The organism is Pseudomonas sp. QD4 (genome assembly GCF_049199125.1).
GTDB lineage: Bacteria > Pseudomonadota > Gammaproteobacteria > Pseudomonadales > Pseudomonadaceae > Aquipseudomonas.
The window spans coordinates 780209-792867 of the sequence record NZ_JBLZOM010000002.1 but is presented as its reverse complement, the minus strand read 5'-3'; the positions used below and the strand labels follow the sequence as shown (position 1 = coordinate 792867).

The following is a 12659-nucleotide window of genomic DNA, read 5'->3' as shown; positions in this document are numbered from 1 at the left end:
GAGCAGCCTTTTTTGATGTTTGGTTGCGGGAGCCGGATTTGAACCGACGACCTTCGGGTTATGAGCCCGACGAGCTACCAGACTGCTCCATCCCGCGTCTGTGTGGCGGCATTCTACAGACGAACGCTTGAGTGTCAACCGTTAATGCAGAAACGGGTCAAATAAGCGTTGAACGGTTATCAGTGCGGGTAAGTCATGGTCCTGCAAGGGGTTTTGCTTTTGCTTCGGACTGGCTGAGCCGGGAAGGGGTAAAACCTGCGGACACAAAAAAGGCCACTCTTTCGAGTAGCCTTTTTTGATGTTTGGTTGCGGGAGCCGGATTTGAACCGACGACCTTCGGGTTATGAGCCCGACGAGCTACCAGACTGCTCCATCCCGCGTCTGTGTGTCGGCATTCTACAGAGGAATGCTGGGCTGTCAAATGCTAATTCAAGAAAACCTCTTCTCCTTCAATCGCTTAGCGCCTCTGGTGGGGCCTTGGAAGGGGCTGCGAGGCCTGTCGCACGGGGCTTTCAGCTCTATTGAAGGGGGGCGAACGATTGAAGAAATAAATTCATCGCGGATTTTTCCTACATTCATATCAGAGGAATCAAAGCACTGGTGCTATATACAGGTGTCAGTGAGATACTGCCGGCCCGGTTTATAGTTACCTCTGTCCGTGAACTCTGCCTTTATATGACGCAGCGCAAAATCATCCATATCGACTGTGATTGCTTCTACGCCGCCATCGAAATGCGCGATGACCCGACGCTTGCCAGCAAGCCGCTGGCGGTGGGCGGTTCGGCGGAGCGGCGCGGGGTGATTGCCACCTGCAATTACGAAGCGCGGGCCTATGGCGTGCGTTCGGCAATGTCTTCGCGGCACGCGCTGACCCTGTGCCCGGACCTGACCATCGTCAAGCCGCGGATGGACGCCTACCGCGAGGCGTCGAAGGAAATCCAGGCGATCTTTCGCGACTACACCGACCTGATCGAGCCGCTGTCGCTGGATGAGGCCTACCTCGATGTATCCGACAGCCAGAGCTTCGCCGGCAGTGCCACGCGCATCGCCCAGGATATTCGGCGCCGGGTGTCCAATCAGTTGCATATCACGGTGTCGGCCGGGGTCGCGCCGAACAAGTTCCTGGCCAAGATCGCCAGTGACTGGAAGAAGCCCAACGGCTTGTTTGTGATCACCCCGGACCTGGTGGAGGATTTTGTCTCGGCGCTGCCGGTCAACAAGTTGCATGGCGTGGGCAAGGTCACCGCCGACAAGCTGGGCCGGCTCGGTATCGTCAACTGTGAGGAGTTGCGCGACTGGACCAAGCTGGCGCTGGTGCGCGAGTTCGGCAGTTTTGGCGAGCGGCTGTGGGGGTTGGCGCGTGGCATCGATGAGCGCCCGGTGCAGAACGACAGCCGCCGGCAATCGATCAGCGTGGAAAATACCTACGACGTCGATCTACCGGATCTGGAAGCCTGCCTGGACAAGCTGCCCGAGCTGATGGCGACCCTGGCCGGGCGCATCGAACGTATCGACAGCAGCTATCGACCTGGCAAGCCGTTCGTCAAAGTGAAATTCCACGACTTCACCCAAACCACGCTGGAGCAGGCGGGGGCCGGCAGGGATCTGGAAAGCTATCAGCAGTTGCTGACCCAGGCGTTCAAGCGCGGCGGCAAGCCGGTACGCTTGCTGGGGATTGGCGTGCGATTGCAGGATTTGCGCGGCGGGCATGAACAGTTGGAGTTGTTCAATCGCTGAGGTGGCAAGCCGATCACCGGTAAGCCGGCGATCGGTTGCGCAGGGGGTCAGTTGGCGCCAGGGTCGGCGACCAGACGGCCGGCGTTCTTGGTCAGCGACTTGAGAAATTCGCTTTGCAGTTCCGGGTCGTTGCGGGTCAGTTCGATCAGGCTTTGTTCCAGCTCACTGGCTTCTTCTTCCAGGCCCAGTTCCGACAGGCGCTTGACCCGGTGTACCCACTGGCTCACTTCGTCGTCTTCCAGGTCGTCGTAGATCAGCGTGTGCGCTTCGAGCAATTTGTTGCGCAGGTTGCCGCTGATGGCCAGGGAGGAGTCGGTGTGCACGTCATCCTGGGCATCTTCGACACGGATCAGCAGCTTGCCGACGTGGTTCAGGTCCTGTTCGGAGAACGGGCTGTCCAGCAGGTTCAGGCGCAACACGCCGTTGCGGTCAGTGCTCAGCTCGTGGGTCAGCTTGCCGGCCGTGACCTGCACCGGGCGCTCGCTCCAAGGCAGGCTCGAATACTCCACGCGCTTGTCGCGCTGGACTTCATCGATGCCCGCCAGGTTCTGCTGCGCGCGACCGTGGGACTGCACGTTCATGAACGGGTTGAGCCCGGCTACGCCGTAGCTGATCCAGTCCTTGGTGACGCTGTCCGGCAGGTTGCCCAGGGCGAAGACGTTGACCACATTGGCGCCGACGCCGGCGACGACCGCCACCAGGCCTGCCGGGATCTCATAGAGTTCGCGCCAGGGCTGGTAGGGCGTATAGCGATCATAGCGGCGGGTGACCTCGAATTCGGTGACTTCGAAGGTCTTCTGCTCGTGGATACGAACCCGGCGTTGCGGCAGCTCAAGCACCTTAGGCTCACCGACATCGATCTGCAGGCTGTGATCGAGCAATTTACGCTCGACCCGCTCCTCGTGCTCGCTGCGTTGTGACATCTGATTGGCACAGCCGCTGAGCAACAGGGTGCCGCACAGGGCGGCACCACCGAGGTTTAAGGTGTTTCGCTTGAACATGACTTCTCTTGATCTGGTTTCAGCGACGGATACGGGCTTGGAGGAAGGACAGTACGTCAGCCACCGGCAACGCTTGTGCCTCGGCTTCGGTGCGGCTCTTGTATTCCAGGTTGCCTTCGGCGAGGCCGCGGTCACTGACCACGATCCGGTGAGGAATGCCGATCAGCTCCATGTCCGCGAACTTGATGCCCGGGCTGGTTTTCTTGTCGCGGTCGTCCAGCAGCACTTCAAAGCCGGCAGCGGTCAGTTCCGCGTACAGCTTGTCAGTGGCTTCGCGCACCTGTTCGGTTTCGTAGCGCAGTGGCACCAGGGCGATCTGGAACGGGGCCAGGCCGTCGCTCCAGATGATGCCGTTGGCGTCGTTGTTCTGCTCGATGGCAGCGGCTACCACGCGGGATACGCCAATGCCGTAGCAGCCCATTTCCAGGGTCACCGGCTTGCCGTTATCGCCCAGCACTTCGCACTTCATCGCCTTGCTGTACTTGTTGCCCAGCTGGAAGATGTGCCCGACTTCGATGCCGCGCTTGATTTCCAGAGTGCCCTTGCCATCCGGGCTCGGATCGCCGGCCACCACGTTGCGCAGGTCGGCAACGGTCGGAACTGGCAGGTCGCGTTCCCAGTTGACGCCGAAGTAGTGCTTGTCGTCGATGTTGGCTCCGATGCCGAAGTCGCTCATCAGCTCGACCGAACGGTCGATGATGATCGGCAGAGGCAGGTTCAGCGGGCCCAGGGAACCGGCGCCGGCGCCGATGGCGTCACGCAGTTCGGCATCCGAGGCCATGACCAGCGGGCTGGCCACGCCTGGCTGCTGGGCGGCTTTGATTTCGTTGAGTTCGTGGTCGCCACGGATCACCAGGGCGATCAGCTTGCCTTCTTCTTCGGCGTGCACGATCAGGGTCTTGATGGTCTTTTCAATCGGCAGATTGAATTTATCCACCAGGGCCGCGATGGTCTTGGTCTCCGGGGTGTCTACCAGGCGCAGCTCTTCGCTTGGTGCAGGGCGGGACGTTTCCCGTGGCACGGCTTCGGCTTTCTCGATGTTCGCCGCGTAGTCGGAACCGTTGCTGAAGACGATGTCGTCTTCGCCGGATTCGGCCAATACGTGGAACTCGTGGGAGCCGGCGCCACCGATGGAGCCGTTGTCGGCTTCAACCGGGCGGAATTTCAGGCCCAGGCGGGTGAAGACGTTGCAGTAGGCCTGGTGCATGCGGTCATAGGTGACTTGCAGCGATGCCTGGTCGGCGTGGAAGGAGTACGCGTCCTTCATGATGAATTCGCGGCCGCGCATCAAGCCGAAGCGTGGGCGGATTTCATCGCGGAATTTGGTCTGGATCTGGTACAGGTTGATCGGCAGCTGCTTATAGCTGCTCAACTCGTTGCGCATCAGATCGGTGATCACTTCTTCGTGGGTCGGGCCGGCGCAGAAGTCGCGGCCGTGACGATCCTTGAAGCGCAGCAACTCGGGGCCGTACTCTTCCCAGCGCCCGGATTCCTGCCACAGCTCAGCCGGCTGGGTGCTCGGCATCAACACTTCAAGCGAGCCGGCGGCGTTCATTTCTTCACGAACGACGGCTTCGACCTTGCGCATCACTCGCAAGCCCATCGGCAGCCAGGTGTACAGGCCCGAGGCGAGTTTGCGGATCATGCCGGCGCGCAGCATCAGCTGGTGGCTGATGACGACCGCGTCGGAAGGCGTTTCTTTCTGTGTGGCGAGCAAAAATTGACTGGTGCGCATGGTTGGCCGTTGTCGGTTGCTGATGACGAGAAATGACGGAGCATTGTACGGGCGAGATCCGCTGGCGTACAGGCGTGTGGCCGGGCCGGGCGGGGGAGGCAGGCCAAAGCCCGCAACCCCCGGGGTTTGCTATGAATTTTCGCTGGCGGCGGCAGGCGTCGTGACGGGTTCCGGCGTGGCAGTCGGCCCGGAGCGGCGACTTTCCTGGAACCAGTGCAGGGCGATCAGAATCAAGGTCGGCACGCCGAGCAGGGCGGTGATCAGGAAAAAGTCGTGGTAACCGAACTTTTCCACCATGACCCCGGAGTAGCCACCGATCAGGCGCGGCAACAGCAACATGATCGAGCTGAGCAGGGCGTACTGGGTGGCGGAGAACTTGAGGTTGGTCAGGCTCGACAGGTAGGCGACGAACGCCGAGGTGGCCATGCCTGAGCTGAAGTTGTCCAGGGAAATGGTCACCACCAGCATCTGCAGGTTGGCGCCCATGTCGGCCAGCATCAGGAACAGCAGGTTGGTGCCGGCCGAGGCGACGCCGCCGATGAACAGAATCGGCAAAATGCCGAAGCGCACGATCAGCAGACCGCCCATGCCGGCGCCGACCAGGGTCATGATCAGCCCGAAAATCTTGCTCACGCTGGCGATCTGGTCCTTGGTAAAGCCCTGGTCGATGTAGAACACGTTGGCCATTACGCCCATCACGGTGTCGGACATGCGGTAGGTGGCGATCAGGCCCAGCAGCAGGAAGGCCTGCCAGCGGTAGCGCAGGATAAAGTCGTTGACCGGTGTCAGTACCGGCGCCAGGCCACGGCGGCCCATGGTGGACAAGCACAGGGTGGTCAGGGTGATGTAGAGAATCGCCCGCAGGAAGGCGCGGTCGTCCAGCAGCAGGTCAAGCGGGCTGGCAGCGCCGAAGAGCACGCTGGCGAAGTCGGTGTTGTACAGCTGGGTGAACATGGCCGGTACCGAGACCAGCAGCACGATCAGCACGAAGACCGACATCAGTTGGTGAACAAAGCTGTAGCGCCCGGCCGACAACTGAGTGCGCAGCGGCACCGGCGGCTCGCGCATGAAGAGGGTGGTCAGCAAGGCCGGCACCATCAGCAAGCCAAACAGGACGTAGGTGCCGGTCCAGGCTGAGTGCTTGTAGTTGAAGCCGGTGGAGCCGAAACCTTCGGCGAAGAACAGCGCGCCGGCGGTTGCCAGCAGCGCGGCAATTCGGTAGCCGGACATATAGCTGGCAGCCAGGGCGGCCTGGCGGCTGTCATCGGCGATTTCCAGGCGATAGGCGTCGACGGCGATGTCCTGGGTGGCCGAGGCGAAGGCCACGACCACGGCAATGGCGATCAACCAGGACAAATGTTTTTGCGGGTCGCAGAAACCCATGCCGATCAGGCCGAGAATCACCAGGGTCTGGGACAGCACCAGCCAGGAGCGGCGGCGGCCCAGTTTGCCCAGCAGTGGCAGGCGCCATTGATCGAGCAGGGGTGACCACACCCACTTGAAGGCATAGGCCAGGCCAATCAGGCTGGCATAGCCGATGGTCTCGCGGGCCACACCGGCCTCACGCAGCCAGACGGAAAGGGTCGAAAACACCAGCATGTATGGCAAGCCGGCGGCGAAACCAAGCAGCAACAGCACGAGCGTCGAGGGGCTGGCATAGGCGGCGAGCGCGGCGCGCCAGGTTTTACGGGGCATGGGCTGGAGTCTGCCTCAGATTGCGGAAACAAAGCGCGCACTCTAACCGCTGTGCTCTACCGGGCGCCAGCCATGGCACCGAATATCCACCCGATTGTTCAGGATAACGACACCTTCATCGCGCAGGCGCGCACGCTGTTCATCTCCCGAGGGGCTGCCCGCAGGCAAACTGATACGCCCGCCGGCGGCCAGGACCCGGTGCCAGGGCAGGCTGGTGTCGGCCGGCAATTGGCTGAGGGTGCGTCCGACCCAGCGCGCCGCTCGCCCCAAGCCGGCCATGTCCGCCAGTTGGCCGTAGCTCACAACCTTGCCGGATGGCACCTGGGCCAGGGTCAGGTAGAGTGCCGTGCGTCGGATTTGCGCGGGGCTTTCAGCGGCGTCGCTCGGTTCGGTCACGTTTGTGGTTCCTGATCTGCCTGTCGGTCGTTGGTCGGGGCAGTCATTTAATAGGGAGTGAGAATTGAACTCACTATAAATGCCTGGGTCAGTCCTAGCTAAGGCCTGATCCAACGGGATAATGCCGCTTTTTTTCGCAAACTCGAGCCCTGTATTTGCTTATGTTGCCAAGAACCCTGCTGTGCCTCGCTGTCTTCAGCGCCTCCACGCCCTTGCTGGCCGACACCGTCTGGTTAAAGAACGGTGACCGGTTAAGCGGCAAGATCAAGGTGTTCGACGGCGGAAAGCTGTTGATCCAGACCGACTACGCCGGGGCGATCCCGATCGACTGGAAACAGGTCAAGACCCTGGAAAGCGATCAGGAGTTGCTGGTCAAGCAAGACGCCTACACCGGCGAGAAGGCCAAATCGCTGACGCCTGCCGATGATGGCAAGGTGGTTTTGGCCAATGGTGAGGCGCCGCGCACGGTCGAGCTGGCCAGTATCCAGCAGATCATGAAGCCCAAGCCGGTGGTCGAGGATCTGATCTGGAAAGGGCACGTCGACGTGGCCTTGGATTATCAGCGCGCGGAGAAGGATACAGACGACTACGACGTCGACTTCAAGACCTCGGCCCGTCACGGCAAATGGCGGCACACCGCCGAAGGCGAGTACAACCGCGAGTTCCAGGATGACGTGGTGACCACGGACAACTGGCGAGCCGAGTACGCGTTGGATCGCTTTATCACTGATCAGTGGTTCTGGCAGGGGCGGCTGACCTACAAGCGCGACAAGGTTGAAGACCTGTCTCGTCAGCGGGTGGTGGGTACCGGCCCGGGCTACCAGTTCTGGGATGACGAGTTGGGTGCATTCTCCCTGGGCTCGCTGCTCAACCGTACCGATTACGAATATTCCGATGGCGGCAAGGACAACTTCTATTCCCTGGCCATGAAGTGGGACTACAACCGCTTCCTGATCGGCAAGCGAGTCGAGTTCTTCACTACGGGCGAGGTGGGCAGGCCATTATCGGGCGTGGCGGATTACGCGTTGGATGCCGAGATGGGCTTGCGGTACAAGGTTACCGACTGGGCTTCCCTCAATCTCAAGGCCGAGAAAGACGTGATCAGTGGCACCGAAGACAGCGACCTGAGCAAGACTCGCTACACCGCAGGTTTTGGCGTCACCTGGTAGTTGGCTGATTCAAGGCGGGCCTGAGGGCTCGGTCCGTCTTGAGTTGCAGCGCTGCAGACAAAACAGACGGGCACAAAAAAGCCCCGCTTTTGAGGGCGGGGCTTTTTACTGGATCAGTACAAGTTAGATAACTTGAACTTCTTCAGCTTGCATGCCTTTCTGACCGCGGGTAGCGATGAAAGAAACCTGTTGGCCTTCTTTCAGGCTTTTGAAGCCGTCGGATTGGATTGCTTTGAAGTGTACGAACAGGTCGTCACCGGATTGTGGAGTGATGAAGCCGAAGCCTTTTTCATCGTTGAACCACTTAACGGTACCGGTTTGGCGATTAGACATGGTGTATCTCCTTGGACAAAGTTAACTGCGACTCAGGAAAAGCCCTGGCCGAGACTGAGTGCAAAGAGCAGGAAAAATTCTTGGAGATGGTTGGATCGAAATTCAACATCGTGTAGAGATTCTCAGTGACACAAGCAGCACAGTGGCGCCACCTTAACCCTTTTTCCGGAACGTGCCAATGGTCTTTGCGAAGGTTTCTCTGTTTTCGTGACTGACGGTGTCGGTCAACCCCGGGAAGCCCCAGGGATTGCGGGGATTAGCGAGAAAAACGCCCCAGTCTTTGAACCCGGCGACCTGCCCCGGTAAGATGCCGGACAGAATTTTTCCACCTCGCTATTTCAGGACACCCGCCATGAGCATCAAATCGGACAAGTGGATTCGCCGCATGGCGCAAGAACACGGGATGATCGAACCCTTCGTCGAGCGCCAGATGCGTGGCGAAGGCGCCGACCGGGTGATTTCCTTCGGTGTCTCGAGCTACGGCTACGACGTGCGTTGCGCCGATGAATTCAAGGTGTTCACCAACATCAATTCGGCCACCGTGGACCCGAAGAACTTCGACGAAAAGAGCTTCGTCGATATCAAAAGCGACGTCTGCATCATCCCGCCGAACTCCTTCGCCCTGGCGCGCACCGTCGAATACTTCCGTATTCCGCGCAATGTGCTGACCATCTGCCTCGGCAAGAGCACCTACGCGCGCTGCGGGATCATCGTCAACGTGACCCCGCTGGAGCCCGAGTGGGAAGGTCACGTGACCCTGGAGTTCTCCAACACCACCACGCTGCCGGCGAAGATTTACGCCAATGAAGGCGTGGCACAGATGTTGTTCCTGGAATCAGATGAAGAATGTGAAGTGTCCTATAAGGACCGTGGCGGCAAGTACCAAGGCCAGCGTGGCGTGACTCTGCCGCGTACCTGAGTCATTGATCTGACGAACTGTGGGAATTCCTGAGCCGGCAGGCACTCTATGAGTGTACTGCCCCGGTTCGCGCAAGGCGGGCCGCGCTTAGCTCAGGAGTGTCCTATGAAGATCGATCCGCGAATAAGCGCCGAATTGGCGAGGCTTGAACCCAATCAGGTCGGTGTACTGGCCTGGTCCCTCCTGGCCCATCCGGCCAGCATGGCAGGCGGCATCCCTGGCCAGCCTGATCCCGATACCCCGCAACCCAACCAGCCTACCGAGCCCGGCGAACCGACCCTGCCGGACGAACCGCCTCCCGTCCCCGTGGCCTGAGGCCGGTCGATGGCCAGTCAGGCGCTGCGCTGGACGCTCAACTGACTGGCCAGACCCGTTGCTCACCCACCACATAGATCCGGCTGTCCGGCATCGGCGCTATTCGATAGCCGCCGGTAAAGGCGCCGAATGCCGGCAGCAGGCTGACTTCATGTCCCAGTTGAAAGCACGGCAGGCGCAGGCTTTGCCGGCCCTTGCCCTGCAAGCGATACACCGGGTGCACGTGGCCGGCCAGTACGTGCTGGCCGGCGCGTGGGACGGGGTCGTGGCACAGCGCGAAGGGCCCGAGGCTGAGCGGTTCATCGACCACCTCGATATCCAGGTCGGCCGGCGGATCGCCGGACCGCTGGTCGTGGTTGCCGCGGATCAAGGTCACCTGCAGTGCCTGATGCCGCTGACGCCAGGCACGCAAGGGCGCCAGGGTGGCCTCGACCTGGGAGCCCGGGCCATGCAGGAAGTCGCCGAGAAAGATCAGCCGCTCACAGTCCAGTTTGGCCAGTAACCCTTCAAGCACCAGCAGGTTGCTCGCGGTGGTGCCCCGGGGTACCGGCTGGCCCAGGCTGCGATAGGCGGCGGCCTTGCCGAAATGCGCATCGGCAATCAGCAGGCAACGCCGGGCGGGCCAGTAGATGGCTTTTTCCGCCAGCAACCACAGGGTTTCACCCGCCAGGGTGACCGGGCAGTGCGCGCTCATGATCGGCCTGCGCGGTCAGCCGAGGTTTCCAGGTCGCTGACCATCCGCGCGATACGGTCGGCGAGTTTTTCCGAACTCATGCTTTCCCTGAAACGCTCCACCAGCAACGGAAATGCCAGGGGCGTTGTGCGTTTGATGGCATGCAGGTCGAGCCGCAACTGGCTGATATGGGCCAGGGTCTGCTCCAGGCGCTGCACATCCAGTTCTTCGCGCAGCACTTCCTCGGCAGCCTGGGCCAGCAGCAGGTTGCCGGCGTCGTATTGTTTGAACACTTCAAAGAACAGGCTGCTGGACGCCTGCACCTGGCGCGTGCTTTTCGGCGCGCCGGGGTAGCCGGCGAACACCAGGCCGGCGATACGGGCCACTTCGCGAAAGCGCCGTTGGGCGAGCTCCCCGGCATTGAGGCTGGCCAGGACATCGGGCAGCAGTTGCTCACGGCTTAACAGCTCGCCGTTGAATGAGTGGTGCCAGTCGATGGGCGTGGCGCTGAGCAGTTCCAGGCCGTAGTCGTTGACCGCAATGGAAAAGGTGATGGCCTGGCGCTGGCTGATACGCCACGCCAGCAGGCTGGCCAGGCCCAGGTGCACCTGGCGGCCGGCGAAGGGGTAAAGAAACAGATGCCAGCCTTCGCGGGATTTCAGGGTTTCCGCCAGCAGTGTCTGCGGCGTCGGCAGGCTCGACCAGCGTTGCTGGAGCTCCAGCAGGGGCTGCACCCGCTGCATTTCCGGGCCGCGATACTGGCCTTGGGCAGCTTCGCCAAAACGCTGGATCATCGCAGCTGCCAGCTCCCCGGAAAGTGGCATGCGTCCGCCGTTCCAGCGCGGTACGGCGGCCTTTTTCGCGGTGCTGCGACGTACATAGGCAGTCATGTTTTCCACCCGCACCAGTTCCAGCAGGCGGCCGGCGAACAAAAAACCATCTCCCGGACGCAGGCGGGCGATAAAACCTTCCTCGACATTACCCAGGGTCTTGCCGCCACCACCCTTGCTCCAGAACTTCAATTGCAGGCTGGCGTCGCTGACGATGGTGCCGATGCTCATGCGATGGCGGCGGGCGAGGCGCGCATCCGGCACGCGCCAGATGCCCTGTTCGTCCGGCTCCACTCGGCGGTAGTCGGGATAGGCGGTCAGGGACAGCCCGCCGTGGCGCACAAAGGCCAGGGCCCAGGCCCATTCGGCGTCGCTGAGGTCGCGGTAGGCCCAGGTGCTGCGTACTTCCTGCAGCAGTTGCGCCGGCTCGAAACCGCCGCCCAACGCCATGCTCACCAAGTGCTGCACCAACACGTCCAGGGGCTTGTGCGGCGAGGTGCGCGGTTCGAGGCGGCGCTGGGCCACCGCGTCCTGTGCGGCAGCGGCTTCGATCAGTTCCAGGCTGTGGGTCGGCACCAGGGTCACCCGCGAGGCGCGCCCCGGCGCATGGCCCGAGCGGCCGGCGCGCTGTATCAAGCGCGCCACGCCTTTGGCCGAACCGATCTGCAGCACCCGCTCCACCGGCAGGAAATCCACCCCCAGGTCCAGGCTCGAGGTGCAGACCACCGCCTTGAGTTGCCCATCCTTGAGCGCGCGCTCCACCCAGTCACGAGTTTCCCGGGCCAGGGAGCTGTGGTGCAGGGCGATCAGGCCGGCCCAATCCGGCCGTGCTTCGAGCAGCGCCTGATACCAGACCTCGGCCTGGGCGCGGGTGTTGGTGAACACCAGGCAACTGGGGCTGCCGTCAATTTCTGCCACCACTTGGGGCAGCAGGCGCAGCCCCATGTGCCCGGCCCAGGGGAAGCGCTCGATGACCGCCGGCAATAGGGTGTCGACCTGCAATGGCTTGCGGTTGTCGCCTTGCACGCTGAGGGCCGGCCCCTGGGGGATCAGTACCTGTTCGGCATAAGCCTGGTTGCCCAGGGTGGCGGAAACGCCCCAGACGATCAGTTCCGGGTGCCATTGGCGCAGGCGGGCCAGGGCCAGTTGCAACTGCACGCCACGCTTGTTGCCAAGCAATTCGTGCCATTCATCCACCACCACCATGCGCAAGGTCGCCAGCGCGGTTTCGGCATCGGCGCGGGCCAGCAGCAGGGTCAGGCTTTCCGGAGTGGTGATCAGCGCCGTGGGCAGGCGCCGGCCCTGGCGTGCGCGTTCGCTGACGCTGGTATCTCCGGTGCGCAGGCCGACGCTCCAGGCAATGCCCAGAGAGGGCAGCGGCGCCTGCAGCGCACGGGCGCTGTCGGCGGCCAGGGCGCGCATCGGGGTGATCCAGAGCACGGTCAGCGGGGGCGCCACGGGCTTGCGCCGGCGTGGAGTATCGCTGGTACCGGGTGCGGTCGAGCTGGCGTAGCGATTGAGCGCGGCGAACCACAGGGCGTAGGTTTTACCGGCGCCGGTGTTGGCGTGCAGCACCCCCGACTGGCCACGCTTGACCGCCGCCCACACCGTCTTTTGAAAGGTGAAGGGCTTCCAGCCTTGGGTGTTGAACCACTGGTGTGCGTAGTCGCAGGTCTTGGCCATGCAGGGGCGTGCGCTCTGAACTTCCTGATTCAGAGACCGCGGGAGCGGGCGACTAGTTTAATCGCGTTGGCCGCGGGGGGGGGGCCCGCGGGGCCCCCCCGGGGGTGGTGGTTGGGGGGGGGGGGGGGGGGGAACCGGCGGGGGTGTGGGTTTGGAGCACCCGGGGAGCGGGG

General features: G+C 62.2%; 11 protein-coding genes and 2 tRNA genes. 4 read left to right on the top strand and 9 right to left on the bottom strand.

Going from position 1 to position 12659, the window contains the following annotated elements; all coding sequences use genetic code 11:
* Nucleotides 1–20: 20 nt before the first annotated feature.
* Nucleotides 21–97 (bottom strand) — tRNA-Met (locus ACOZJV_RS14580).
* A gap of 206 nt (nt 98–303) precedes the next feature.
* A tRNA-Met gene (locus tag ACOZJV_RS14575) sits at nt 304–380 on the bottom strand.
* A 295-nt stretch (nt 381–675) separates the two neighbouring features.
* Here ACOZJV_RS14575 and dinB point away from each other — a divergent pair.
* Nucleotides 676–1737 (top strand): DNA polymerase IV, encoded by a 1062-nt coding sequence (gene dinB, locus ACOZJV_RS14570; RefSeq protein WP_020296533.1) that lies wholly within the window; start codon nt 676–678, stop codon nt 1735–1737.
* 47 nt (nt 1738–1784) lie between these two features.
* Here the strand turns inward: dinB and ACOZJV_RS14565 are convergent, their stop codons facing one another.
* The 4 genes from ACOZJV_RS14565 to ACOZJV_RS14550 form a co-directional block, all read right to left on the bottom strand.
* Nucleotides 1785–2738 carry a hypothetical protein gene (locus ACOZJV_RS14565; protein ID WP_421547926.1) on the bottom strand — a complete coding sequence of 318 codons (954 nt, stop codon included), beginning with the start codon at nt 2736–2738 and terminating at the stop codon, nt 1785–1787.
* Between the two features lie 19 nt (nt 2739–2757).
* A complete protein-coding gene (locus tag ACOZJV_RS14560; RefSeq protein WP_201129712.1) occupies nt 2758–4473 on the bottom strand; it encodes a proline--tRNA ligase in 1716 nt (571 codons plus the stop codon).
* 129 nt (nt 4474–4602) lie between these two features.
* Entirely contained in the window at nt 4603–6168 is a 1566-nt protein-coding gene (locus ACOZJV_RS14555; RefSeq protein ID WP_201129714.1) for an AmpG family muropeptide MFS transporter, read from the bottom strand.
* A 42-nt stretch (nt 6169–6210) separates the two neighbouring features.
* On the bottom strand, nt 6211–6564 hold the full coding sequence (locus tag ACOZJV_RS14550) for an MGMT family protein (RefSeq protein WP_421547925.1): 354 nt from the start codon (nt 6562–6564) through the stop codon (nt 6211–6213).
* Nucleotides 6565–6725: 161 nt separating this feature from the next.
* Between ACOZJV_RS14550 and ACOZJV_RS14545 the strand changes: the two genes are divergently transcribed.
* Nucleotides 6726–7733 (top strand): DUF481 domain-containing protein, encoded by a 1008-nt coding sequence (locus tag ACOZJV_RS14545; RefSeq protein WP_421547924.1) that lies wholly within the window; start codon nt 6726–6728, stop codon nt 7731–7733.
* Between the two features lie 123 nt (nt 7734–7856).
* Here ACOZJV_RS14545 and ACOZJV_RS14540 read toward each other — a convergent pair whose 3' ends face one another.
* Nucleotides 7857–8066 (bottom strand): cold-shock protein, encoded by a 210-nt coding sequence (locus ACOZJV_RS14540; RefSeq protein ID WP_002554837.1) that lies wholly within the window; start codon nt 8064–8066, stop codon nt 7857–7859.
* Nucleotides 8067–8418: 352 nt separating this feature from the next.
* On the opposite strand from ACOZJV_RS14540, the gene dcd reads away from it, so the two are divergent.
* The gene (gene dcd / locus ACOZJV_RS14535; RefSeq protein WP_017129950.1) at nt 8419–8985 is read left to right on the top strand and encodes a dCTP deaminase; all 567 of its coding nucleotides are present in this window, start codon (nt 8419–8421) and stop codon (nt 8983–8985) included.
* A 105-nt stretch (nt 8986–9090) separates the two neighbouring features.
* Nucleotides 9091–9300, top strand: a complete 210-nt coding sequence (locus ACOZJV_RS14530) for a hypothetical protein (protein ID WP_078470133.1) — start codon at nt 9091–9093, stop codon at nt 9298–9300.
* Between the two features lie 37 nt (nt 9301–9337).
* On the opposite strand, the gene pdeM is transcribed toward ACOZJV_RS14530, so the two are convergent.
* Together pdeM and ACOZJV_RS14520 are read right to left on the bottom strand one after the other, a co-directional pair.
* Nucleotides 9338–9994 carry a ligase-associated DNA damage response endonuclease PdeM gene (gene pdeM, locus ACOZJV_RS14525; RefSeq protein WP_078470134.1) on the bottom strand — a complete coding sequence of 219 codons (657 nt, stop codon included), beginning with the start codon at nt 9992–9994 and terminating at the stop codon, nt 9338–9340.
* Nucleotides 9991–12486 (bottom strand): ligase-associated DNA damage response DEXH box helicase, encoded by a 2496-nt coding sequence (locus ACOZJV_RS14520; RefSeq protein WP_421547923.1) that lies wholly within the window; start codon nt 12484–12486, stop codon nt 9991–9993. The genes pdeM and ACOZJV_RS14520 overlap by 4 nt, the downstream gene beginning before the upstream one ends.
* Nucleotides 12487–12659: the final 173 nt, after the last annotated feature.

Excerpts from the sequence above, each read along its gene's own strand:
- dinB (WP_020296533.1), top strand. The coding sequence starts at position 676 with ATGACGCAGCGCAAAATCATCCATATCGACTGTGATTGCTTCTACGCC.
- ACOZJV_RS14565 (WP_421547926.1), bottom strand. The coding sequence starts at position 2,738 with ATGTTCAAGCGAAACACCTTAAACCTCGGTGGTGCCGCCCTGTGCGGC.
- ACOZJV_RS14560 (WP_201129712.1), bottom strand. The coding sequence starts at position 4,473 with ATGCGCACCAGTCAATTTTTGCTCGCCACACAGAAAGAAACGCCTTCC.
- ACOZJV_RS14555 (WP_201129714.1), bottom strand. The coding sequence starts at position 6,168 with ATGCCCCGTAAAACCTGGCGCGCCGCGCTCGCCGCCTATGCCAGCCCC.
- ACOZJV_RS14545 (WP_421547924.1), top strand. The coding sequence starts at position 6,726 with ATGTTGCCAAGAACCCTGCTGTGCCTCGCTGTCTTCAGCGCCTCCACG.
- ACOZJV_RS14540 (WP_002554837.1), bottom strand. The coding sequence starts at position 8,066 with ATGTCTAATCGCCAAACCGGTACCGTTAAGTGGTTCAACGATGAAAAA.
- dcd (WP_017129950.1), top strand. The coding sequence starts at position 8,419 with ATGAGCATCAAATCGGACAAGTGGATTCGCCGCATGGCGCAAGAACAC.
- ACOZJV_RS14530 (WP_078470133.1), top strand. The coding sequence starts at position 9,091 with ATGAAGATCGATCCGCGAATAAGCGCCGAATTGGCGAGGCTTGAACCC.
- pdeM (WP_078470134.1), bottom strand. The coding sequence starts at position 9,994 with ATGAGCGCGCACTGCCCGGTCACCCTGGCGGGTGAAACCCTGTGGTTG.
- ACOZJV_RS14520 (WP_421547923.1), bottom strand. The coding sequence starts at position 12,486 with ATGGCCAAGACCTGCGACTACGCACACCAGTGGTTCAACACCCAAGGC.